Source organism: Azospirillum sp. UFLA03-27 (genome assembly GCF_059803775.1).
Window position 1 is genome coordinate 1 of record NZ_JAUQTX010000087.1, and the last position, 23,947, is coordinate 23,947.

At 68.2% G+C, this 23,947-nt stretch carries 17 protein-coding genes; 6 read left to right on the forward strand and 11 right to left on the reverse strand.

Features of this window, described 5'->3' with window-relative positions; translation table 11 throughout:
* Positions 1 to 135: 135 nt before the first annotated feature.
* Positions 136 to 2,682 (reverse strand): PAS domain-containing sensor histidine kinase, encoded by a 2,547-nt coding sequence (locus Q4I23_RS14950; RefSeq protein WP_498526719.1) that lies wholly within the window; start codon positions 2,680 to 2,682, stop codon positions 136 to 138.
* On the reverse strand, positions 2,679 to 5,756 hold the full coding sequence (locus tag Q4I23_RS14955) for a chemotaxis protein CheB (RefSeq protein WP_498526720.1): 3,078 nt from the start codon (positions 5,754 to 5,756) through the stop codon (positions 2,679 to 2,681). The genes Q4I23_RS14950 and Q4I23_RS14955 overlap by 4 nt, the downstream gene beginning before the upstream one ends.
* A gap of 645 nt (positions 5,757 to 6,401) precedes the next feature.
* Here Q4I23_RS14955 and Q4I23_RS14960 point away from each other — a divergent pair.
* Positions 6,402 to 6,647, forward strand: coding sequence for a hypothetical protein (locus Q4I23_RS14960; RefSeq protein WP_041811141.1), 246 nt, complete (start codon positions 6,402 to 6,404; stop codon positions 6,645 to 6,647).
* 98 nt (positions 6,648 to 6,745) lie between these two features.
* Here Q4I23_RS14960 and sppA read toward each other — a convergent pair whose 3' ends face one another.
* Both sppA and Q4I23_RS14970 read right to left on the reverse strand, forming a co-directional pair.
* Positions 6,746 to 8,497, reverse strand: a complete 1,752-nt coding sequence (gene sppA / locus Q4I23_RS14965) for a signal peptide peptidase SppA (protein WP_498526721.1) — start codon at positions 8,495 to 8,497, stop codon at positions 6,746 to 6,748.
* 56 nt (positions 8,498 to 8,553) lie between these two features.
* On the reverse strand, positions 8,554 to 9,126 hold the full coding sequence (locus Q4I23_RS14970) for a peroxidase-related enzyme (protein ID WP_174451472.1): 573 nt from the start codon (positions 9,124 to 9,126) through the stop codon (positions 8,554 to 8,556).
* Between the two features lie 218 nt (positions 9,127 to 9,344).
* On the opposite strand from Q4I23_RS14970, the gene Q4I23_RS14975 reads away from it, so the two are divergent.
* A complete protein-coding gene (locus Q4I23_RS14975; RefSeq protein WP_498526722.1) occupies positions 9,345 to 10,439 on the forward strand; it encodes a response regulator in 1,095 nt (364 codons plus the stop codon).
* Between the two features lie 9 nt (positions 10,440 to 10,448).
* Here Q4I23_RS14975 and Q4I23_RS14980 read toward each other — a convergent pair whose 3' ends face one another.
* The 4 genes from Q4I23_RS14980 to fabI form a co-directional block, all read right to left on the reverse strand.
* A complete protein-coding gene (locus tag Q4I23_RS14980) occupies positions 10,449 to 11,021 on the reverse strand; it encodes an invasion associated locus B family protein (RefSeq protein WP_498526723.1) in 573 nt (190 codons plus the stop codon).
* A gap of 5 nt (positions 11,022 to 11,026) precedes the next feature.
* Positions 11,027 to 12,103, reverse strand: coding sequence for a chorismate synthase (aroC, locus tag Q4I23_RS14985; protein WP_498526724.1), 1,077 nt, complete (start codon positions 12,101 to 12,103; stop codon positions 11,027 to 11,029).
* 96 nt (positions 12,104 to 12,199) lie between these two features.
* Positions 12,200 to 13,336, reverse strand: coding sequence for a hypothetical protein (locus Q4I23_RS14990; RefSeq protein ID WP_454018680.1), 1,137 nt, complete (start codon positions 13,334 to 13,336; stop codon positions 12,200 to 12,202).
* Positions 13,337 to 13,535: 199 nt separating this feature from the next.
* The gene (gene fabI, locus Q4I23_RS14995) at positions 13,536 to 14,384 is read right to left on the reverse strand and encodes an enoyl-ACP reductase FabI (RefSeq protein ID WP_035674831.1); all 849 of its coding nucleotides are present in this window, start codon (positions 14,382 to 14,384) and stop codon (positions 13,536 to 13,538) included.
* 136 nt (positions 14,385 to 14,520) lie between these two features.
* Here fabI and Q4I23_RS15000 point away from each other — a divergent pair, with 136 nt between their 5' ends.
* Entirely contained in the window at positions 14,521 to 15,867 is a 1,347-nt protein-coding gene (locus Q4I23_RS15000; RefSeq protein WP_454018679.1) for a YihY family inner membrane protein, read from the forward strand.
* A 19-nt stretch (positions 15,868 to 15,886) separates the two neighbouring features.
* Here the strand turns inward: Q4I23_RS15000 and Q4I23_RS15005 are convergent, their stop codons facing one another.
* Positions 15,887 to 16,891 (reverse strand): radical SAM/SPASM domain-containing protein, encoded by a 1,005-nt coding sequence (locus tag Q4I23_RS15005; RefSeq protein WP_454018678.1) that lies wholly within the window; start codon positions 16,889 to 16,891, stop codon positions 15,887 to 15,889.
* 138 nt (positions 16,892 to 17,029) lie between these two features.
* On the opposite strand from Q4I23_RS15005, the gene Q4I23_RS15010 reads away from it, so the two are divergent.
* A complete protein-coding gene (locus Q4I23_RS15010; RefSeq protein ID WP_498526725.1) occupies positions 17,030 to 18,166 on the forward strand; it encodes a sialidase family protein in 1,137 nt (378 codons plus the stop codon).
* 73 nt (positions 18,167 to 18,239) lie between these two features.
* Positions 18,240 to 19,400 (forward strand): phosphoserine transaminase, encoded by a 1,161-nt coding sequence (locus Q4I23_RS15015; protein ID WP_498526726.1) that lies wholly within the window; start codon positions 18,240 to 18,242, stop codon positions 19,398 to 19,400.
* A gap of 60 nt (positions 19,401 to 19,460) precedes the next feature.
* Here Q4I23_RS15015 and Q4I23_RS15020 read toward each other — a convergent pair whose 3' ends face one another.
* Together Q4I23_RS15020 and Q4I23_RS15025 are read right to left on the reverse strand one after the other, a co-directional pair.
* On the reverse strand, positions 19,461 to 20,936 hold the full coding sequence (locus Q4I23_RS15020) for a TrkH family potassium uptake protein (RefSeq protein WP_498526727.1): 1,476 nt from the start codon (positions 20,934 to 20,936) through the stop codon (positions 19,461 to 19,463).
* Between the two features lie 127 nt (positions 20,937 to 21,063).
* Complete coding sequence (locus Q4I23_RS15025; protein ID WP_498526728.1) at positions 21,064 to 22,773, reverse strand: hypothetical protein; 1,710 nt, start codon at positions 22,771 to 22,773, stop codon at positions 21,064 to 21,066.
* 292 nt (positions 22,774 to 23,065) lie between these two features.
* On the opposite strand from Q4I23_RS15025, the gene Q4I23_RS15030 reads away from it, so the two are divergent.
* Positions 23,066 to 23,947, forward strand: an 882-nt coding sequence (locus Q4I23_RS15030; RefSeq protein WP_498526729.1) for an ATP phosphoribosyltransferase regulatory subunit, incomplete at its 3' end; no start/stop codon positions are given.

Here is a 23,947-nt window from a genome sequence, read left to right on the forward strand (position 1 = left end):
GTTATAGTCTCGTGGGCTCGGAGATGTGTATAAGAGACAGGTCTTTGCCCCCTCCCTAACCCTCCTCCGCTGACGCAGGGGAGGGCCGGGGTGGGGGCAATGTCCTCGAACTACATCGCCTCCGTCTCCACGGAACTACGTCGCCTCCGCCTCCACGTCGCGGTGCTCCAGGCTGGCGCGCACGGTGCGGCGCAGGTCGTCGGGCTGGATGGGTTTGTGCAGCAGGGCGCATTGCGCGCCGGCGGCCTCGCGCAGCCGGTCGGAGGAGGTGTCGCCGGTCAGCAGCACCCCCGGCAGGTCGGGTCCGAAGCGGCGGCGCAGCGTGTCCATCAGCATCAGCCCGGTGTCGCCGTCCGGCAGGCGGTAGTCGGTGAGCACCAGATCGGGCACCAGCGCTCCGTCCACCAGTTCCAGCGCTTCCGCCACCGATCCGGCCTCGGTCACCCGGTAGCCCCAGCCGTCCAGCATCAGGGCCAGCGCCATGCGGATCACCGCGTCGTCCTCGACCAGCAGGACGGAGGCGTCGCCGTCCGCCTCGCCACTGCCCGCGGCGGAGGCGTCCGGTGAATCGCCGCAGTGCCGCTGGTCGAGAATGGCCCCCGACGGAAGGGTGATGGCGAAGCAGGAGCCCTTGCCCGGCGCCGAGGTCACCTCGATGGTGCCGCCCAGCATATGGACGAGGCGCCGCGCAATGCTGAGCCCCATGCCCAGCCCCTCCCGCCGGTCGCGGGCGACGTTGCCGATCTGGTAGAAGTCCTGGAAGATGCGGTCGAGCTGGTTCTCCGGAATGCCGATGCCGGTGTCCCACACCTCGAACCGCAGGGCTCCGTTGCGCCGCCGCGCCCCGAACAGCACCCGGCCCTGCCGCGTGTAGCGGATGGCGTTGGTCAGCAGATTGCGCAGCACGCGCTCCAGCAGGCCGCCGTCGGTGCAGGCGCTCAGCCGCACCGGCACGGTGCGCAGCGTCAGCCCGGAAGAGGCGGCAACCGCCTGGAACTCCCCGTGCAGCCGCTCCATGATCGATCCCACCTCCACCGGAGCGGAGTGGGGGGTGACGAGACCGGCCTCCAGCTTGGAGATGTCGAGCAGGCAGTCGAGCAGTCCGCCGAGCGAGGCCACGGTGTCGCGGAGCTGGGTGGCGATGCGCCGCGCGTCCTCGGGGATCGGCTCCTTCAGCAGAAGCCCGGACAGCAGGGTCAGGGCCTGGGCCGGCTGGCGCAGGTCGTGGCTGGCCGCGGCCATGAAGCGTTCCTTGGCGTCCAGCGCCACGTTCAAGTCGCGCTCCATCGACTTGATGGCCGAGATGTCGGTGACGCTGGACACCACCGCCTCGGGCTGTCCGTCCACGCCCGGCACGGGGTGGCTGGAGACGCGCAGCCAACGGGTGGGGGCCCCCGCCTCGTCGCCCTCGGCGATGCCGACGATCTGTTCAATGACCGGCTTCCCGCTGTCCACCGCCTTGGCGGCGGGCGGCAGTCCGGTCAACCGGGCGCCGTCGGCGCCGATGAAGCGCCGCCGGGCCGCGCGGCCCGCGCGGTCGCCCGGCTTGCGGCTTTCGAAGGGGCGGGCGAGGGGATCGAGCAGCACGCCCGCTGGGCCGGCCATCAGCCGCTCCGCCATGGCGTTGGCGACCATCACCGTGCCGTCGCCCGAGCGCATCACCAGCCCTTCGGACAGGGACTGGACCAGCGTGCGGTGACGTCGCTCGCTCTCGGCCAGAGCCTGTTCCGCGGCGCGGCGGGCGGTCACGTCGCGGAAGGCCACCACCGCACCGCTGATCGCCCCGTTCTGAAGGATTGGGGAGACGGTCAGCTCCGCCACGAAATCGTCGGCGCCCTGGCGGCGCAGGCGTCCGTCGGTCACCTGCCGGACCAGCCCGTCGGCCAGCGACAGCGTCAGGGCGCGCCGGCCTTCCTCCTCGGCGTCGCCGCCGATCAGCGCGGCGAAGGAGCGGCCGACCAGTTCGCTGGCGCCGAATCCGGTCATCGACTGGGCCGCGGCGTTTACGAAGGTGATGGCGCCGCGCGCGTCCAGGCCGCAGATGCCGTCGGCCACCGCCTGCAGAATGTGGTGATAGGCGGCGCGGGTGCGCTCCGCCTCGTCGCGGGCGTTCTGAAGCTCGCCGACCCAGGCGTTGCGCTCCGTCACATCGGTGATGGTCAGCAGCACATCGCCCTTGTCGACACCGTCCGGCCCGGCCTCCAACTCGACGATCCGGGCGTCGGTCAACCCGTCGATGGCGCTGTGGGCGCCGACGAAGGCGTATTCCTGGCGCGTCCATTGCCCGGAATCGCGCAGCCGGGCCAGCGCCGTGAACAGGCGCCCATGGTCCAGCGACTCCACCATCAACGTCAGCGGGCGGCCCTTCAGCCGGCGCAGCGGCAGGCCGAACTGCCGCTCCGCGGCGACGTTGGCCTCGCAGATGATGCCGGCGGCGTTGACGGTGAAGCAGGCCAGAGGCACCGACTGGAACAGCTGGAGATACTGGATGCGCGAGGCTTCCAGCGCCTGCTGGGCGGTGCGAAGCTCCTCGTTCTGGATTTCCAGCTCGGCCTGATGGACGTACAGCTCGTGCAGGACTTCCTTGAGCGTGGTCGCCGAGACCTCCGCCCCTTCGAAGCCGCCCGAGTTGAGGGCCTGTTCCGCGCGCTTGCGAAGCCGTTCGTTGCGGAATCCGTTCACGCCGCGCCTCCGGCCGCCGGGTCCTTGGCCGCCGGGTCCTTGGCCGCCGGGTCCTTGACGGTGGGGCCGCCTTGCCTGCGTTGACCCAGCCGCCGTCCGCTCGCGCGCAGTTCCATCCGTTTCCGGTTGGTGATGTCGATGTGGCTGACCACCGCTCCCCCTGACAATCCGGCCAGACGGCAGGCGTGCATCATGAACCAGCGCTCCTCCTTGTCGGAATGACAAGGGTATTCGATGGTGAACTGCTCGATGTCGCCGGACAGGATCCGGCGCAGCCCGTCGTTCACGGCACGGGCGATGTCCTCGCCTTCGGTTCCTTCCTCGGCGTTGCACACCTCAAGATAATTGGTTCCCGGCCCGCAACGGTCCAGCGCCGGGGCGCCGTTCTTCTCGCCGAACATGCGCCATGCGTGGTTGACCATGGTGATGGCGCCATCGGAATTGATGACCGCCACATGCTCGGGCAGGCTGTCCAGCACCGTCTGGAGCCTGTGCTCCGCAGCCTTGGCGGCGGTGACGTCCACGAAGGTGACGACCACCCCGGCCACCTGGTTCTTCTCGGTCAGGTAGGGAAGGATGCGCGTCTGGATCCAGCGGTCGCCGCGCACCGAGACGTGGCGTTCCACCGGCTTGTGGTCATGGAAGACCCGCTCGATGTCCTTCAGGAAGTCCGGATAGTCGATGTTGGTGGACAGGTGCGAGATCGACCGCCCGACGTCGCGTGGGATGATGTTGATGAAGCGGGCCGCTGCCGGGGTAAAGCGCCGGATCACCATGCCGCTGTCCAGGAACACCGTGCCGATCTCGGTCGAGCGCAGCAGGTTGTCCAGGTCGTTGGTGACCTCCGTCAGTTCCTCCACCTTTGCCTGATACTCGGCGTTGACGGAGTACAACTCTTCATTGACGGACTGCAGCTCTTCATTGGTGCTTTGCAACTCCTCATTGGAGGCAAGAAGCTCTTCGTTGGTCGCCTGCAGTTCCTCGTTGGCGGTTTCCAGCTCCTCGATGGTGGCCTGGAGGTTCTCGCCGCGGGAAACCAGCTCCTGCTCCAGTCCGCGGATGCGCTCCGCGGTGTCGGTGTCGAAGTCGAAGTCGCTGTCCGGCAGGGCCAGCGCCGGCGCGCTGGGGTCGAGCACGATCAGCGCGAAGCGCCGGCCGGTTTTGCGGGCGACGAAGGGCTTCACGCGCAGGCTGACGGCGGGCAGCCCCTCGCGGTCCTTCACCGGGATGTTGGACAGGGTGAATTCCTCGCCGGAGCGGAAGGCCCGCGTCAGCGCGGTCCCCACCACCATGGAGACCGAGGAGGGCAGCAGCTTCAGCGCGTTCAGCGTGGCCTCGCCCGGCGGCACCTTCAGGATGGCCGACGCCTCGCCGAACACATGCATGATGTTCATCTGCTCGTTGACCAGCAGGCTGGGCGGCACATAGGCCCGCATCAGGGTCGAGATCGCCTCGTCGATGGCGGCCCCTTCCTCCTGCGCCTGCGACATGGTCTCGTCGCCGTGGCGGTGCACCGGTGCGGCGACGGTGGGGACGAGCAGCCGCGACAGCCGGTGGGTGCCGGTGCGCAGGCTCTGGAACAGCTTGTTGCGGCTGTCCAGGACGTGGAATTCCGCCGACAGGTCGCCCAGCGTCTCGCTGGTGCCGAGGAACAGGAAACCGCTCTGCCGCAGCGCGTACTGGAACAGGCTGAGCACCTTCCGCTGAAGCGGCGAGTCCATGTAGATCAGCAGATTCCGGCAGCTCACCAGATCGACCTTGGTGAAGGGCGGATCGCGCATGATGTTGTGGGCGGCGAACACCACCATGCGGCGGATGTCGCGCGACACCAGATAATGGTCGCCGCGGGCGATGAAGTAGCGGGTCAGCCGTTCGTGCGACACGTCCTCCGCGATGGAGCGCGGGTATTCGCCCAGGCTGGCGATCTCGATGCTGTCCTGGTCGATGTCGGTGGCGAAGATCTTGACGTCGAAGGACCGTCCCATCCGTTCCTGCGCCTCGGCAAAGAGGATGGCGATGGAGTAGGCCTCCTCGCCGGTGGCGCAGCCGCAGACCCATACGCGCACCATGTCGGTGGGGCTGCGCTTGGCCAGCAGGGTCGGGATCACCTTGTCGGCCAGGGAGGCGAAGGCCCCCTCGTCGCGGAAGAAGCGCGTGACGCCGATCAGCATCTCCTTGTAGAGGCTGACCGTTTCGGCGCTGTTGCGGCGGAGCAGGGCGGCATAATCGCTCATCGAGTCGAGGCCGGCGGTGTGCATCCGCCGCTCGATCCGACGCAGCAGGGTCGCTAGTTTGTAGTGCGAGAAATCCACGCCGGTGACCGAGCGGATGGCCGCCACGATCTGCGCCAACGGGTCGTTGTCACGGTCCTGCGGCTTGGCCGGGATGGGCAGGTTGCGCGACAGCACCCGGCCGGCATGCTCGATCAGGCAGGCCGGCAGCTTGTCCGCCGTCTTCACGGCATCCACCTGTCCGGTGGCGATCGCGCTGCGCGGCATGCCGTCGAACTGGGCCGATCCCGGGTCCTGCGCCGCGGCGAAGCCACCCGCCGACTTGATCGCCAGCAGGCCGCGCGTGCCGTCCGATCCGGTGCCGGACAGCACCACGCCCAGCGCCCGCGGCCCCTGGTCCTTGGCGAGAGCGGTGAAGAAGATGTCGATGGGCAGGCTCATGCCGCCGGTGGTGTCCTTGGCGGTCAGGATCAGCCGTCCGTCCTCGATCGACAGATGCTTGGCGGGGGGCAGCAGATAGACGGTGTTGCGCTCGACCGCCATGCCGTCCGCGGCCTGCACAACCGACATTGCGGTGTGCTTGGCCAGCAGATCGACCATCAGGCTCTTGTGGACCGGCGAGAGATGCTGGACCACCACATAGGCGAGGTCGCTTTCCCCCGGCACATTGTCGAAGAAGCGCTGAAGCGCTTCCAACCCGCCGGCGGAGGCACCGATGCCGACGATGCAGCAGACCCGATCCCGGCTTTCCGGGTAGGGACCATAGACGGAGACCGTGTCCTCGCCCTCATCGGATGGCGTGGGGGCGTCGGTGATGGTGTGATCGTTGTCTTCTGGTTCCACGGAGCACTTCGGGTCTGCGGGAGTAAAGGACGGCCTACTGAATTATTTGCCGTCTGACCGTGACATTCAAACCCTTCCCTCGCGCGGTGCCTTTCCTTTTCCGTGCGCACCGGCGGTTTTGAAACGGCGAAGGGTTCAGCGGCTATATAGGAAGCGTCCATGCCAGTCAATCCGGACAATCTGTCCCTTGGGGAGCTGCATCGCGCCGGCATTCAAAAGATCAGGCGTGGGGCGGGGTGTGTTCTGTCCTTGACGTTACGCATATGACCAATGGATTTGAGGCGATGTGTTTAATAATCTTCGATTTCAGCTTCGGTGGGTCGCTGAATCGAGACTTTCGAATCTGCAGTGATTTTCCATATTCATTTCCTTTCAATGCCCTGAGAGCGATTGCGTGAATTCATTGAGTCCTGGCGTCTCGTTCCTTTTTCCCATCGCCGCGCTTCGTGATGGGGTTGAAAGATAAAAATCGATGGGATTTGCCACCAGCGCACAGCTTACCCAGAAGGTATGATGTGATACGGGCACAACACTGTGCAGGATCTGTTGCCTCGTTCGCTTATGTCGCTTTACGCGATTGGCGCTTTGCGCAATCTTTAATCCGTAGCCACTAATCATGAGAAACGTAGGAAAGGAGTGCGCCAGATGGAGCGCGAGGACGAATGTGCTCTCGACCGATATATCGCGGCGATTCCGCTTAACCTGAGAGTAGTGGCCAGGGCTGCTTACGAGGAGCTGTCGAACAATCCCTTCCTGCCGGTCTTTTCCAAAGACGAAATCGCGCGGTTGGTCTGCTCGCCAGGATTTCAGAGTTACTTGGAGAGTGAGAACCGAACCAGCGCCGGTTCGCTGATGATGCTCTGTTCGGCGGGGTTTGCGACGCGCCATTGATGACGCACTTTTGACGAGGCGCAGCCGTCACAACGCGACGCAGCCACTCTTCTGCAGGCCGGCGGTTGTCCCGCCGGCCTGAATTTTGCCCGAAAGTTCTACTGTCCGAGACCCAGCGGCGGCATGCGAGCCTCCACTGCACCGCTGCGCGCCGCGTTCACCAGCGGGGCCAGTTCGGCCAGCGCCGGACGCAATCCGGCCAGCACCGCCACGGCTTCCACCAGATCGCCCTTGCCCGAGGCGAGGTCGAGGATCTCCCGGATCAGCGGCTTCGGGCGCGGATAGCCGGTCACGGTGACGGGATCGTCCGGCGCCAGCTTCGCCGCCTGCTTGGCGAGCGTCAGCGCGGTGGCGACCCCGCCCAACTCGTCGATCAGCCCGAGATTTTTGGCCTGGGCGCCGGTCCACACGCGGCCCTTGGCGGCGTCCCGCGCCTGTTCGGGGGTGAGGTGCCGGGCCTCCGCGACGCGGGACAGGAAGGTGGAATAGCTGCTGTCGATGATGGCGTTCAGCCGCTCCTCCCCGGCGGGGCCGAAGGGGCGGAAGGGCGACCACAGCCCGGCGTTGGGTGCGGTGTCGAGGACGCCCCAATGCACGCCCAGCCGTTCCGACAGGCCGGCGACCGACATCTTTCCAGCGACCACGCCAATGGAGCCGGTCACGGTGGCGGGGGAGGCGACGATGCGGTCGGCGGCCAACGCGATCCAGTAGCCGCCGGACGCCGCCGTGCCGCCCATGGTGGCGATCACCGGCTTGCCCGACTGGCGGGCCTTGACCAGCGCGCGGCGGATCGTCTCGGACGCCGTCACGCTGCCGCCGCCGCTGTCGATGCGGAACAGAATGGCCTTGACGTCGGGATCGTCCACCGCGTCCTCGATGGCCGATACGATCGTCTCCGACCCGGCGGTGACCTCGCCCAGCCCGGGCTTGCCGCTGTCGCCGCCGGTGATGGTGCCGGTGGCGTGGATCAGCGCGATGGTCGGGCCGCTGCGGTTGGGCGGGCCGGCGATGCCCAGGTAATCCGCCGCCTCCATGGTGTCGGCGCCGGGCGCCGCCCCGGCGCGGCGCAGCGCCTCCTCCCGCGCCTCGTCGGCGTATCCCAGCCGGTCGACCAGCTTGGCGTCCACCGCCTCGCGGTCGATCAGGGGGGCGCGGTCCATCGCCGCCTTCACGGCGGCGGGGGGAAGGCGGCGGCTCACCGCCACCCCGTCGACGATCTGGTTGGTCAGGTCGCCGAGCAGCGACTCCATCATCTCGCGGTGGGCGGGCGTGAAGTCCGTCCGCATGACGCTGTCGGCGAGGCTCTTGTACTCCTCGCGCTGGAGGACCTGCGGCTGGATGTCCAGCTTGTCCAGAGCGCCGCGGGCGAAGGGAATCTGGGCGGACAGGCCGGTCAGGCCGAGCAGCCCCAGCGGTTGCATCCACACCTCGTCGAAGGCGCTGGCCAGCAGGTAGGAGCGGTTGCCCGCCCCGGTGTCGCCGTAGGATTCGGCGAAGGCGATGGCGAAGCGGCCCGACGCGCGGAACCGCTCCACCGCCGCCCGCAACTCCTGCACCTGGGCGAAGCTGGCGCCGTCGCCGCCGAAGCGGGCGAGCACGCCCTTCACCCGCGGGTCGGTGCGCCCCCGCTCCAGCGCGTCGAGCACCTCCTGGAAGGTCGTCTCGTGGCCGAGGAAGCTGCCCAGCCGGTCCACGCTCCCTTCCGCCAGCGGGTCGCGGAGGTCCAGCTCCAGCACGACGGTGTCGGGCAGGGAGGGCTCATGCCGGACCGCCAGGACGACCCCGGTGACCACGGCGGCCACCACGAGGAAGCCGATGAGGGCGAACAGGCGGACAAAGAACCTCAGCATCCGGCGGCTCCGGTGGTTGCGCGGCGTCAGCGGCCCAGCGTTTGGCGGTCGGGCGTTTAGCGGTCCTGCTTGTGGTAGTCGCGGTTGGGCATCATGTCCACCGCCGAGGCGACGCGGTTCGACATGTTGTAGAAGGCGGCGGTGTCGGCGACGTCGAAGATCTCCTCCTCGCCGAAGCCGGCGTCGCGCAGCGCCTGCCGGTCCGGCTCGCCCATGGTCCAGGGCTCCTTGGTCAGCTTCCATGCGAAATCGAGCATGGCGCGCTGGCGCGGCTCCAGCTTGGCGGCGCGGTAGTTGAAGGCGAGCATCTCACCCAGTTCCGGATCGCCGGACAGCTTGCGCACCGCCTGCCCGTGGGCGACGAGGCAGTAATAGCAATGGTTGGCCGAGGACACGACCACCGCGATCATCTCGCGCTCCAGCTTGGACAGGCCGCTCTCGCCGACCATCAGCTCGTTGTAGAGCTGGGCGAAGGTGCGCAGCTTCTTCGGGCGCAGGCTGTAGGCGCGCAGCACGTTGGGGACGAAGCCCAGCTTCTCCTCGCACTTGGCGAAGAGCGCGGCCATGTCCGGATCGAGGTCGGGCGTCTCGGGAACGGGCAGGGCCATGACGTGATCGGGCTGCGGCATCGCTGTGGTCTCCTCCGGCGTTTTCGGTTCGTTGCGGTCAATGCTGTTTTGGCCGACAGGGTAGCCGGGCGGCGGCGCTTCGCAAAGCCCCACCTCCGGTCAGGGCGACAGGACGCTTCGCCGGGGAGTTGCAACCCAGCCTTTCCTAAGTTGTGTCTCGCCAAGCGGCCGTTGCCCGTGCGAAGACTGCATCCCCTTGCAACGCAGTGGTTCCGTCGATGAACGATCCGGGTGGCAAAGGCGCGCCCAAGCTCGGCCTCCTCTCGGTTCTGGTGGTCGAGGACAGCGCCTTCATCCGCAACGTGCTGACCACGACCCTGCGCACCATCGGGGTCGGCGCGGTGCATGCCGAGGCCGGCGGGGCGGAAGCCATCCGCTTCCTGGAGGAGCGGCGGGCCGCCCTGCCGCCCGGCACGGCGCCGGTGGACGTGATTATCACCGATCTGGTGATGCCGGAGGTCGACGGGCTGATGCTGTTGCGCTGGCTGCGCTGCAGCCCGAAATCGCCGGACCGCTTCCTGCCCGTGCTGATGCTGTCCGGCGCCGCCGACCGCCATTACGTGGAGCAGGCGCGCGACCTGGGCGCCACCGACTTCATCGCCAAGCCCTTTTCGGCGGCCATCATCGCCAGCCGCCTCCTGGCAGCCATCGCCCGGCCGCGGCGCTTCGTGCTTGCCAAGGGCTATTTCGGACCGGACCGGCGGCGGACGCAGCGGGCGGTGGCGATGGATTGCCGGATGACCAGCCCCAGGGAAATTCTGGTGGTGCACAGCGCCTCCAAGGCGGTGGGCATCGACCGCTTTCCGGTCGTCCATTTCGACCTGCCCAACCGGCTGGGCGCCAAGATGGGCTTCGCGCCGAAGGTCCCCGTGCCGACGCTTCCCGAGGAGGTGCTGGCGGCGGCGGAGGCGGAGATCCAGAACCGGGCAGGCGATTACGCCACCTGGATCGCCGGAGAGGTGGACGAGCTGGCCCGCCGCGTCGACCGGCTGGGCGCGGACGCCGCCGCGGTCCCGGCGCTGATGGCGCAGATCAACCGCTCCGCCCACGAGATGCGCGGGCAGGGTGGCATTTTCGGCTACCCGCTGATCACCCGCATCGCCAAGTCGCTCTACGAGGCGACGCAGGGCGGCTTTCCCGCCGTCACCGGCAACGAGCGCCTGCTGTTGAAGGCCCATGTGGACGCCATCAAGGCGGTGATGGCCGGGCGGATCAGCGGCGACGGCGGGGCGACCGGCCAGCAGCTTCTGGCCTCGCTGGACCTCGCCAAGAAGAAATACGCCAAGCCGGACGGCGAGGGCGACCCGGCCTGAGCGCCGCCGCTATTTCCAGCGGATGCCGGCCTCGCGGCGGATCTCCTCCATGCGCTCCAACGCCGGCTTGAAGCCGGTCAGGGAGAAGCGCACCTCCGCCTTGCCGCCCGCCGGGGCGGAGCCGACGGCGGAGACCTCCTTGGCCGGCGTCAGCCGTTCCACCAGTCTGGCGTTGGTCTCCGGATCAAGCACCGCGCAGGTGTTGGTCTCCCATTCGAAGCGCTCGCACGGGTATTCGGGGCGGAACAGCGCCCGGTCCACCCAGACGCGGACGATCTTCGACAGGTCCATCGTCTGCTCGTCCAGCCGGAAGCGCAGCCCTTCCAGCCAGCGCTCGCTGGAGCGCAGCCAGACGAGGCGCGACCGCCGGTCGCTGCCGGGGCGGGAGAGCAGTTCGCACTCGACGCGGCGCGGCTCGCTCCAGACCTGGCAGTAGAGGCGCCAGTCCTTGAAGGTCTCCGCATGCTCGCGGTAGGCCGGAGGCTGGGGCTGGGCCTGGATTGGGGCGGCGGGAAGGGCGGTGACCAGCAGAAACCCCGCGATTACGCCGCCCCGCCACGCCGCCGTCCTGCGTCCCCGCATCGGGCTCAGCCCCGAGCGTAGGCGCGGTGGCGCAGCAGATGGTCGGCCAGCACGCAGGCCATCATCGCCTCGCCGACCGGGACGGCGCGGATGCCGACGCAGGGGTCGTGGCGGCCCTTGGTCAGGATGTCGGTGTCCTTGCCCTGCAGATCGACCGTCTGGCGCGGGGTGAGGATGGAGCTGGTCGGCTTCACGGCGAAGCGCACCACCACGTCCTGCCCTGTCGAAATGCCGCCGAGGATGCCGCCGGCCAGGTTGGATCGGAACTCCGGCTCGCCGTCGGGGCCGGCGCGCATCTCGTCGGCGTTCTGCTCGCCGGTCAGGGTGGCGGCCTCGAAGCCGTTGCCGATCTCCACGCCCTTGACGGCGTTGATGGTCATCATGGCGCGGGCGAGATCGCCGTCCAGCTTATCGTAGAGCGGGTCGCCGAGTCCGGCGGGCAGGCCGGAGGCCACGACCTCCACCACCGCGCCGATGGACGAGCCGCTCTTGCGGATGCCGTCGAGATAGTCGGCCCATTCGGCGGCAGCCTGCGGGTCGGGGCAGAAGAAGGGGTTGTTGTCCACCTCCGTCCAGTCCCAGCGGCTGCGGTCCACCTTGTGCGGGCCGATCTGCACCAGCGCGCCGCGGACGGTCACGCCGTCGCCCAGCACCTTGCGCGCCACCGCACCAGCCGCCACGCGGCAGGCCGTCTCACGCGCCGAGGAGCGCCCGCCGCCGCGGTAATCGCGGATGCCGTATTTCTTCCAGTAGGTGTAGTCGGCGTGGCCGGGCCGGAACTTGGACGCGATCTCGCTGTAGTCCTTGGACCGCTGGTCGGTGTTCTCGATCATCAGCGAGACCGGCGTGCCGGTGGTCTGCCCTTCGAACACGCCGGACAGGATCTTGACCTGATCGGGCTCCTGCCGCTGCGTGGTGTAGCGCGACTGGCCGGGCCGGCGCTTGTCGAGCCAGGGCTGGATGTCCGCCTCGGTCAGGGAGAGCAGCGACGGGCAGCCGTCCACCACCACGCCGATCGCCGGCCCATGGCTCTCGCCCCAGGTGGTGAAGCGGAAAAGCGTTCCGAAGCTGTTGCCGGCCATGGCGAGGACTCCCGATGCGACACGATGTTACCGCAAGTTTTGCGGTCGAGCGCGTTTCTTGCGGCGTTTCGGCCGGCGCGTCAAGCGCGAGGGGACTTAGAACGCTCCCTTCTGCTCGCGCCGGCGGTCGAGCGCGACCTCGAACTGGCGCAGCAGCTTGTGCGTGGTTTCGAAGTAGAGCTTGCGTTGCGGGTTGTTCTTCATGCAGCGGGCGTCCAGATGAGCGACGCTGGTCAGCGCCGAGACGCAGTAGCCGAGCAGCCAGTAGTGGGAGCGGATCTTGCGCAGATAGTCGCGGAAGGGCTCGGGCTGGCCGGCCATGAAGGCGGAGAAGCTCGCCTCGTAATCGGCGAGAATCTGCCGGATGTCCATCAGCGTGGTTTCCAGCAGCTTGCCCACCTTTTCGATGTGCATCAGCAGCTGGGTCTCATAGGGCTTGTGCATGCGGATATCGACCGGGATGCATTCCCGCGACTTCAGCCAGTTCAGGATGATCCGCGCCCGCGGCGCGATGCGGCGGAGCTGGTACTCGTAGAAGGTCGTGCCCTTCCAGGCGCTGAAGATCTGGTCCGCTTCGCTGCGGTCGATGCCGAAGGCCGAGACGAACAGACCGGCCTCCTCAAGCTCGGGATTCCAGATCGCCTCCAGAAAACGCTCGATGCTCTGGGCGCCGCTGCCGCCGCCGTCGATGGCCTTGCGCACGATCGGTTCGATGCGCGCCCGGATCAGGCGGCGGAGCTGCTGGTCCTCGGCGTCGCTGATCGCCCAGTGACGCTTGTCCACCGGGACCTTCTCGCCTTCGAAACAGGCCTTCAGCAGGAAGGCGTCCAGCGAGGGCACGCTGTCGATCAGGGTGAGGGTGCGCAGGTCCGCGGCCGCGGCCTCGCTGTTGGCCTCGCCGATGCCGAACTGTTCCGCCAGCAGGAGGTTGCTGTTGCGGGCGCGCAGATAGATGGCGAGGCCGCCCGCTTCGGTGTGTTCGACGCTGTGCGGAATGTAGATGCCGGTTTCGACCGGGCGCGATGCGGCGTCGCCATCCTCATCCTCGTCGGCGATGGGGTTGGCGTAGTCGTCGGCGTCTTCGTCGAAATTCGGATACTTGAAGAGAATGGCCTTGTTCAACCCACGGGCACGGAACAGGCGGTTTTCTTCGGGGATCTCGCGGGTGATGGTGATCAAATTCATTGAGACGCTGGAGCCGCCGTAGAGAATCTGCTCCAGAATCGGGGACACCGAATCCGATTGCCGCCGTGCACGCATCCGACTGTCACCTTCCGCAACCTTCCGTAAGCGTGAAGAATAGCGGTCTGCTGCGGTGCGCAAAAGTAGGTAATACGACGATCGGTAAAAAATACCTCAAACCAGGTAAGGGCGTTTCCGGCGGGCGTTCCGGAACGAACCGGACGCGCCCGCCGTCGCCCGAGGCTCGGGATCAGGCGGGCTTGGCCGCGCCGCCCAGCGATCCCAGGAGCTGCGACACCTCGGCCGCCGCATCCACCGCGACCATGCCGACCGTGTGGTAGCCGGAGTCGACGTGCATCACCTCACCGGTCACGCCGGTGCCGAGGTCGCTCAACAGGAACAGGCCGGCGCCGCCGACCTCGCCGATGGTGACGTTGCGCTTCAGCGGGGCGTTCAGCTCATTCCACTTCAGAATGTAGCGGAAGTCGCCGATGCCGCTGGCGGCCAGCGTCTTGATCGGGCCGGCGGAGATGGCATTGACGCGGATGTCCCGACCGCCCAAATCGACGGCAAGGTAACGCACGCTCGCCTCCAGCGCGGCCTTGGCGACGCCCATCACATTGTAGTGGGGCATCACGCGCTCGGCGCCGTAATAGGAGAGGGTGAGCAGGCTGCCGCCGTCCTTCATCAGCGGAACGGCGCGCTGCGCCACCGCGGTGAAGGAGTAGCAGGAGATGTCCATCGTGCGCAGGAAGTTGGCCCGCGTCGTGTCGAGATAGAGGCCGTCCAGCTCGTTCTTGTCGGAAAAAGCGATCGCATGAACCAGGAAGTCCAGCTTGCCCCATTCCTTCTCGATGGCGGCGAAGGTCGCATCGACGCTGGCCTCGTCGGTGACGTCGCAGGGCAGCAGCAGCGGGGCGTTGACCTGCTCGGCCAGCGGCTTCACACGCTTCAGCAGCGCGTCACCCTGATAGGTGAAGGCCAGCTCGGCGCCGTGCTGCGCCAGCGTGGAGGCAATTCCCCAGGCGATCGACCGATCGTTCGCCACGCCCATGATCAGGCCACGCTTGCCGTCCATGAGCGGCTTCGGGTTGGACATCCGTACCTCGTGCATCCAGAGTATGCTTTGAAAAGTGGGCCGCATCCTACACGAAAGACCGGCCCGGTCAAACCAAGGCGGGAGGCGTCCTGTGGCTGAAACCGAAGGCACTTCGAAAGGGGCGTGGAACCCCTTTGTGCGCGTTCGGGAAATCGGCGGCTTCATCGCCTATTCCTCCATGCGCTTCTACAACGACAACTGCTTCCAGACGGCGGCCTCGCTGACTTACACCTCGCTGCTGGCGCTGGTGCCGCTGATGACCATCGGATTCGCGATCTTTTCGGCCTTTCCCGCCTTCAACGCGCTGCAATCGCGCATCCAGACGTTGCTGTTCAAGAACCTCGTGCCGGAGAACAGCGACGCCATCCTGCAATATCTGGCGGCCTTCATGGCCAACGCCGGGCAGATGCCGGTGTTCGGCATCGTCGGGCTGGCGATGTCCGCGGTCCTGCTGATCTGGACCATCGAGGGGTCTTTCGCCACCGTCTGGCGGGTGCGGGAACCGCGCTCCTACGTCACCCGCATCCTGTCCTTCTGGGCGGTGGTGTCGCTGAGCCCGCTGTTCGCCGGCGCCAGCCTGTCGCTGTCCAGCACCCTGTGGGCGGTGCTCCAGTTCGCCCATCTGGAGGGCTTCGCCGACCCGCTGGTGGGGATCGGGGCGATCCTGCCCTTCATGCTGCAGCTGGTCGGCTGCACGCTGCTCTACGTCATCATCCCCAACCGGGACGTCGGGTGGATGGACGCCGCCTGCGGCGGGGCGGTCGCCTCGTTGCTGCTGGAGACGTCCAAGGCAGGCTTCGCCATGTACATGAAGGAGTTCCCCGCCTACCAGACCATCTACGGCGCGCTGGCGACCGTGCCGATCTTCCTGTTCTGGCTCTACATCGCCTGGTCCACGGTGCTGTTCGGCGCGGTCATCACCGCTTCCCTGCCCGAATGGCGGGCCGGCAAGATCACCCGCGGCGGGCCGGAAGGGCTGCTGCCCGCGCAGCGGCTGGGGCTGGCGCTGGCCGTCCTGCACGAGCTTCTGGAAGGAACGCGGCTCGGCGTGGGCTTGCGGCGGCGGACGCTGGTCGGGCGCGTGCCGGTCGGCACGGTGCTGATTGACGGCATCCTGGAGCAGCTTCGCGATGCCCACTGGGTGGCCCACACCACGCACAACGCCTGGGTGGTCACCCGCGACCTCAGCGAGGCCACGCTGTTCGACCTGATGAAGGCGCTGGGCATCGGCCTGCGCGGCTCCGTCCGTGGGCTGGGCGGGCTGGAACTGCCCTGGCAGGATCGCACGGCCCAGCTGCTGGAGCAGGCGGAGCGCGACCAGGAGGAGACCCTCGGCGTGCCGATCAAGGACCTGCTGTCCGACCGGCCGCTGGAGGTGGAGCCGCTCGAAGCGGGGGCTCGGGAACCGGACCCGCAGGGTTCCGGGACGGTAACGGGGGAGGGGTCCGGTGCGGTGCCGCTGCGTGCGAAGCGCTGGCCGTAAACGCCGGCATTGTGGGCGCTTAAACCCGGTACTTGGCGATGAGGTCCGCGGCGAAGCCGTCCAGATTGTTGTCGGCGGGCAGGGTCTGGACGTAGGAGCAGCCGCGGCAGGCCTCGATCTCGTCGCGGCGGCCTTCCAGATGCTTCAGCCGGAAATCACGCAGCCGCTCGCCGTTCCAGATGTTGCGCAGCGACTCCTCGGCGACGTTGCCGACGATGGTCCCCATGCGCCAGTCGGCGCAGCAGACCGACACCTCGCCGTTGAAGTTGATGGCCAGCTTCAGGAAGGGTTCCGAGCAGACCTTGCGGGCGGTGTCCGGGGCGACGGCGAAGGCGCTCTCCTCGGCCAGTGCCTCGCCGTGCAGGGGGTGGACGAACAGGCTGTCGGCGATCGGCGTGAAGGTGTCGATGAAGCTCTGCCGCTCCTCCTCCGTCAGCTCCACGTTGATGATCTTGCAGTGCAGGTGGAAATCGCGGCCCAGCTCCGTCTTGCGGCGGTAAAGATAGGCTACATTGTCCACGACGGTCTGGAAGCGGTCGAAGCGCCGGGTGATGCGCTTGTACATGGCGTCGCTGGCGCCGTAGACGGAGACGCGCATGGCGTCCAGCCCGGCGGCCAGCAGCGCATCCGCCCGCTCCGGCGTCAGCAGGGAGCCGTTGCTGGTCATCTCGACATGGCGGGCCAGGCCGCGCGATTTCAGAAGATGGACCATGTGTTCGATCCGCGTGTTCACCAGCGGCTCGCCGTCCTTGTAGAGGTGGACGGATTTGATCGGCGCATCGAATTCGGCGATATCGTCGGCGATCTTGCGGAACAGGTCGAACTTCATGGCGCCGCGCGGCCGGCCGATCTCCTTCAACAGGTCGGGGTTGCCGGTGGCGCAGAAGACGCAGCGGAAATTGCAGCCGTTCGACGGGTCGATCAGCAGCGAGAAGGGGGTGGTCAGCGGCAGCACCTGCGACAGGTCGTTGCGGTCGCGGTGGCGGCCATAGGGGATATTCGCGGTGGTGGTCGCTTCGGTCATGACCTTCGCCGGAAAGGGCCGTGGAATGGAGCGTGACTATCAGGGGATCACGCGCACCGTAAAGGAATCCTTCATTCCAGCAACCGGACATTGGCTGGGCGCCCCCAATGCCGCGGGCGCAAGGTGGATTTCAGGGGCATGCTCGACAGTCTTTCCCATCGTATCGTCTACAGCGACCGCCGCTTCTACGCGTCCTTCCCCTCGGCGGCGACACTGGCCGACGGGCGGGTGCTGGTGGCCTTCCGGCGTGCCCGCGATCACCGCTGGCTTCATGGGGAGCCGGCGGAGGGCGGCGGCGACTTCACCAGCGTCGATCATGTGGACTCGCGCTCCCACCTCGTGATCCAGCGCTTCACCCCGGATTTCGAGCCGGAGGGTGCGCCGCAGCCACTGCCCACCGACCCGGAGGCGGGCGACCAAGACCCCAGTCTGCTGGTCCTGCGCTCCGGGCGGATCGTCCTGGGCAGCTTCGGCTGGTACCCGATGTCGGCGCGCCACGGGCTGCGCCTGCGCGAGAAGGGCGTCCACCTGCTGGGCAACGCCGAAACGTCGGGCACCTTCTTCCTGTTCTGGGGCGGCAGCACCCGGTTCAGCGACGACGGGGGGCGGCACTGGTCGGCCCACCGCTACCTGCCGGAACTGCCGGACCAGGGACCGATCTTGCCCGGCCTGCGCCCGATGCTGGGCGGTGCCGTGCGCGGACGTGCGGTGGAGGCGCCGGACGGCACGCTGCTGATGGCGACCTACACCGGCGGCCCCTACACCAGCTACCTGTTCGCCTCCCGTGACCGCGGGGAAAGCTGGACCTTGCGCAGCACCATCGCGCGCGACCCGGCGGGACGGGCCGGCTTCTGCGAGACCGCCCTGCACCTGACCGCGGACGGGCAACTGGTCGCCTTCCACCGCACCACCGGGCTGGGCGACCGCCTCGCCACCTCGGTCTCCCACGATCTGGGGAAAAGCTGGGCGCCCTGGGTCGAGAGCGCGGTCATCGGGCATCCCTACGACGCCTGCCCGCTGCCGGACGGGCGGCTGCTCGTCGTCTACGGCTACCGTCACCAGCCCTGCGGCGTGCGCGCCCGCGTCTGGGACAGCCGGCGGGAGACGCTGGAAAGCGCGCCGGAGATCATCGTCCGCGCCGACGCGCCGTCGCCCGACGTCGGCTATCCCTGGGCGACCGTGCTGGCGGACGGGCGGGTGGCGGTCTGCTACTACATCTGCGACGCGGCGGGCACGCGGCACATCCAGGCGACGCTGCTGCGCGTGAGCGGCTGATTGACGGGCTCCCGCGCACCTCCTATCGTCCCCGGCCATACCGCAATCCCATGTTCCGGGGAGTAGACCGTCCATGAAGCCCGCCCGCCGGCCGTCGAACCCGCTGTTTTCCTCCGGCCCCTGCGCCAAGCGGCCCGGCTGGTCGCTGGACGCCCTGGACGGCGCGCTGCTCGGCCGCTCCCACCGCTCGAAGCCGGGCAAGGCGAAGCTGAAGGAGGTCATCGACCTGACCCGCGCCGTCCTGGCGATCCCCGGCGACTACCGCATCGGCATCGTCCCGGCCTCCGACACCGGGGCGGTGGAGATGGCGCTGTGGAACCTGCTGGGTGAGCGCGGCGTCGACATGATCGCCTGGGAGAGCTTCGGCAAGGAGTGGGTGACCGACGTCACCAAGCAGCTCCGCCTGTCCGACGTGCGGACCATCCAGGCCCCCTACGGCGAACTGCCGGACCTGTCGCAGGCCGATTTCAGCCGCGACGTGGTGTTCACCTGGAACGGCACGACATCGGGCGTGCGGGTGCCGGACGGCGACTGGATTCCGGCGGACCGCGAGGGCCTGTCGATCTGCGACGCGACCTCCGCCGCCTTCGCCATGGACATTCCCTGGAGCAAGATCGACGTCGCCACCTGGTCCTGGCAGAAGGTGCTGGGCGGCGAGGCCGCGCACGGCATGCTGGTGCTCAGCCCGCGCGCCGTGGCGCGGCTGGAAAGCTTCCAGCCCAACCGCCCGCTGCCGAAGATTTTCCGCCTGACCAGTGGCGGGAAGCTGATCGAAGGCATCTTCGTCGGCGACACCATCAACACGCCGTCCATGCTCTGCGTGGAGGACGCCATCGACGGGCTGCGCTGGTCGCTGTCGGTCGGCGGCCTGACCCAGCTCATCCGCCGGTCGGAGCAGAACCTGCGCATCGTCTCGGAGTGGGTGGCGGCCTCGACCTGGGCCGGCTTCCTGGGGGACGATCCGGCGACGCGCTCCTGCACGTCGATCTGCCTGCGCTTCACCGACCCCGAGGTGACCGCCCTGACGCCGGAGGCCCAGGCGGACTTTGCCAAGAAGCTCGCCGCGCTTCTGGAGAAGGAGGAGGCCGCCTTCGACGCTGGTTCCTACCGCGACGCCCCTCCCGGTCTGCGCCTGTGGGGCGGCGCCACGGTGGAGAACGAGGATATGGAGGCGGTCCTGCCCTGGCTCGACTGGGCCTTCGCCACGGTCAAGGCGGAGACCTTCGGGCGCTGAGTCGTACAGGGCCGAAAAGGAAGGCCGCGCCACGGAGGCGCGGCCTTTTTCATGGCCCGCTCAATCCCGCCAGAAGCTCGGCAGGATCAGCACCAGCACCGTGAAGACTTCCAGCCGGCCGAGCAGCATGGCGAAGCTCAGCACCCATTTCGCGGCGTCGGGCAGGGGGGCCATGGTGCCGGACGGGCCGACCACCGGCCCCAGCCCCGGTCCGGCGTTGGCGAGCGCGGAGGCGACGGCGCTGGCCGCGCTCAGGAAGTCCACGCCCATCGCGGCGACCAGGAGCGAAAGGATGCCGAAGGCGGCCATGAAGGCGAAGGCGAGGTTGATGACCGAGCCGACCACATCCTCGTCCAGCACCTTGCCCTGGTAGAGCGGGACGAGCACGCGGTTCGGCTTCAGCATCCGCTGCATCTGGTTCAGCATCGACAGAGCCAGCACCTGCCAGCGGAAGATCTTGATCGACCCCGACGTCGATCCGGTGCAGCCGCCGATGAAGTAGAAGAAGAAGAAGGCGACGACGGCGAAGCTGCCCCAGGTCGAATAGTCGGTGGAGACGAAGCCGGTTCCGGTGATGATCGAGGTGACGTTCACCGCCGAATGGCTGAGCGCGTCCCGGAAGGGCAGGCCGACCACGGCGAAGGCCCACAGGGTCATGGCGACGCCGGCCACCAGAAGGATCGCCAGCAGCGCGTTCACCTGGCTGTCGCCGAAGACCGGCGCGTTGCGCTGGCCGCGCAGCAGGCGGATGTACCAGGTCAGGGGCAAGGCCCCGGAGATCATCGAAAAGGTCGCCACCCACAGCACCGCATGGGAATCGAACCAGCCGAGCGAGGCGTCCTTCGTGGAGAAGCCGCCGGTGGCGATGGAGGCCATGGCGTGGTTGATCGCGTCGAACCACGTCATGCCGGCCAGATGGTAGGCCACCGCCGACAGGATGGTCAGCGCCAGATAGATCATGGCGATGGCGCCGGCGGTGTCCTGCACCGTGGCGAAGGGCTTGTCGCCCTTGTCGGAGGACTCGGTGCGGAACAACTGCATGCCGCCGACCCGCAGGATGGGCAGCACCGCGATCGCCATGACGATGATGCCGACCCCGCCGAACCAGTTCAGCAGCGACCGCCACAGCAGGACCCCCGGCGGGGCGTCGTCCAGCCCGACGATGACCGTGCCGCCGGTGGTGGAGAGGCCCGACATCGCCTCGTAATAGGCGTCGGTGAAGGACAGGCGGGCGGCGGAGATCATGAAGGGCAGGGCGCCGAAGGTCGCCAGGACGCACCAGGACAGCGTGGTCAGCAGGAAATGCTGCTTCACGGTGAAGCGCGCGTGCTCCTTGCTCGACGTCGCCAGCACCATGCCGCCGCTGACCGCCAGCGTCGCCGCGCTGGAGCCGACGAAGGCCGTCCAGTCCCGGTTGCCCACGGCGGCGTCGGCCAGCGCCGGCAGCAGCATGCCCAGCCCTAGGATGGTCAGAAGAATGCCGATGATGTGGAAGACTGGTCCCAGCGCAATTCCATTGCCCACGCCATTGCCCAAGGCTGTGCCCTTCGTCGCCGCGGAGGCCGATGGCGGCGCCCCGTCTTTATCGATATCGATGTGATGCGCTGATTATCCAAAGGGGCCGGTGCTGTCCATCCGCATCGGGTTGTGTCCCGTCCGCGGGTCAGACGAATCCGGCTTCTCCCAACATGCGGTAGAACTCCCGCAGGGCGCACTGCTGCGCCGCCGCGTCGGGCAGGTCCTCCACATATTTCCGGTCGAACTGCGGCTGGCGGAGATGCTCGACCACGCGGCGCCGGACCATTTCCAGGGCCCGCCGGCTGCGCAGGATTCCCGGCGCGCAGACCTGCAGAAGGCGGTTCGCGCGCAGCCGCAGCGCATCGCCGGGGTCGTCCAGCCGCTCCACCACCCGGTCCTCGGTGATGTAGGCCACCAGAAGCGCGTCGAGGTCGCCGGTCAGGCGGGTCCGAGTCTCCTCCGGCAGCGCCGAGTCGGTGGCTTGGCAATAGAGCAGGGTCAGCGCTTCCAGATTGTCGCGCGGCGGCAGGCGGGGGTGGATGAAGCGGCCATAGCCCGCCGGGGTGCCGGTCAGCGCGTGCAGCAGCCGGGCGATGTCCCCGGCGTGCCCATGCCCGAGGTTGGAGTCGGCCAGCGCCAGCAGGAAGCGCACCCGGTCCCGCGCGTCGGGGATGCGGCCGGCCACCTCCGTGATGGCCTGCTTGCGGCCCGGCACCCCGCCGCCCTCCAGGAAGCGCAGGTAGCGAAGGACCAGCGCCTCGGCCATCGGGCCGCCCCCGGCCGGTCCGTCGGGGCCGAGCGTGCGCTTCAGGATCTCCTGGAAGGCGTCCATCTCCAGCGACGGGTCGGAGCGGTAGAGCGGCTGCGTGCCCTTCAACTGCCGGCGCACCAGATCCAGGATGACCAGCCGCGTCTGGTCCAGGTCGTGGAAGGCGAGAAGCTCGTTCAGCTGGACGGCGCGGTCGCCCTCCGCCCGCTTGGCCGGGGACAGGCGGCCCCGCGACAGGTCGATCAGGTTGCACAGCGCCTCCGCCAGGCTGCCCTGGACGCCCAGAAGCTCCTGCGCGACGGAGGGGGCGCCCAGAACATCGGCGATCACCCCGTCGAGCAGCCCCAGCGGGCGGTCGGTCGCCGCTCCGTCCTCCCGCGCCAGCTCGCCCAGGAAATCCAGCTTGGCCAGCCAGTTGCGCATCTGCACCAGCTCGCGCGACAGGACCACGCGGGCGAGGAAGTCGCGTTCCGCCGCGGGCAGGCTGGAATCCAACCGGTCGAACATGGGGCGGAAGCCGGTGGCGGCGATGGCCGGCAGGTCCTTGCGCGCGGCGGCGACCCGCGCCCGGTCGGTCAGCTCGTGCATCAGCAGGTTCAGCACGTCGCGCCGCCCGCGCCCGTCCGTCCCGGCCCTCTCCGCCTGCAGGGTGGCGACCCGCCCGACCGCGGTTGGCACGAGGTTGTCGGTGTTGAGAAGCCGCGCCAGCTCCGCGTGGTTGTGCAGCACCTCGGTCGGGGTGACGACGGCGCGCTCCACGTAATTGCGCAGGACGCGGTTCATCGCCATGCGGCTCTGCACGCCGTAGCAATGGTCGAGCGTGAGGCAGAGCGCCGGCGCCTCGTCGATGGGGGAGGCGGCCACCGTGCGGGAGACCTGACGGAACTCCACATGGACTTCCGTCTCGACATGGCGGCCGTCCGGGCGCCGCCAGTCGCGCACCACCCGCATGCCCTCGACCTTGCCGCCGGACAGCGCCTTGCGGCCGAAGACCAGCGCCTCCGCCTCGGTGTCGAAGCGTCCCTCCAGCACCCAGTGGTCCTGGACGTAGATCTGCACTTCGTAGCTGGCGGACGCGCGTGCCATGGTGCCATTGCCCCGCTGCTGCCGGCACGGTTCGTACACAGGATGCCGGAGATTTCGCATCAAACTCAACAAAGATTCGATTGGAATGCATTCATGTTTCGAACCGTGCCGGACGGGCGCCTGTCGTCGGCGCAGGGGAGACGGGCATGGGCCGCGGGGCTTTTCCGTTTGCATGAGGAAGGGGGGTGGGGTATTGACCCGCTCCGTATGCCCGAGCACCGCATGCCCACCGGACGTGCGGGCTCTCGCCATGCCGACGGTTTGCCACCCATTCGACGAGACGACGCAGGCCATGCCCGCTGATTCCCTGAGCTCCGCCCTGTTGCCCGCCGGCCTGCACGACGTGCTGCCGCCCGAAGCGGCGCACGAAGCGGCGGCGGTGGCGCGCCTGCTGGCGGACTTCACCGCCCACGGCTATGAGCGCGTCGAGCCCCCGCTCGTCGAGTTCGAGGACAATCTGCTGTCCGGCTCCGGCGCCGCCATGGCGAAGCAGACCTTCCGGCTGATGGACCCGCTGTCGCAGCGCATGATGGCCGTGCGCGCGGACATCACCCCGCAGATCGTGCGCATCGCCACCACCCGGCTGAAGAACGGCGCCCGCCCGGTGCGGCTGTGCTACGCCGGGCCGGTGCTGCGCGTGAAGGGCTCGCAGCTCCGTCCGGAGCGGCAGATCACCCAGGTCGGCGTCGAGCTGATCGGCCCGCTGGAGGCCGAGGCGGACGCCGAGGTGATCCTGCTGGCCGCCCACGCCCTGGAAGGGGTGGGGGTGCGGCACCTGTCGGTGGACCTCTGCGTGCCGACCATGGTGGCGCGGGTCTGCCGCGGCCTCGGGCTCGGCGATGAGGAAACCGCCCGACTGCGCGAGGCGCTGGACAAGAAGGACGCGGCGGCTGTGACCGCGGTCGGCGGACCGGCGGCCTCGCTGCTGCACGCGCTGATGGCCGCCTCCGGCCCGGCGGAGCGCGCCATGGAGGTGCTGTCAGCGCTGCCGCTGCCGGAAACGGCGGAGAAGGACCGGCGCCGCCTGACCGACGCCCTGCGCCTGCTGCGCGCCGCGCGCCCCGATCTGACGATCACCGTCGATCTGGTGGAGCACCGCGGCTTCGAATACCAGACCGGCCTCAGCTTCACCCCTGTCTCTTATACACATCTGACGCTGCCGACGATTATACGC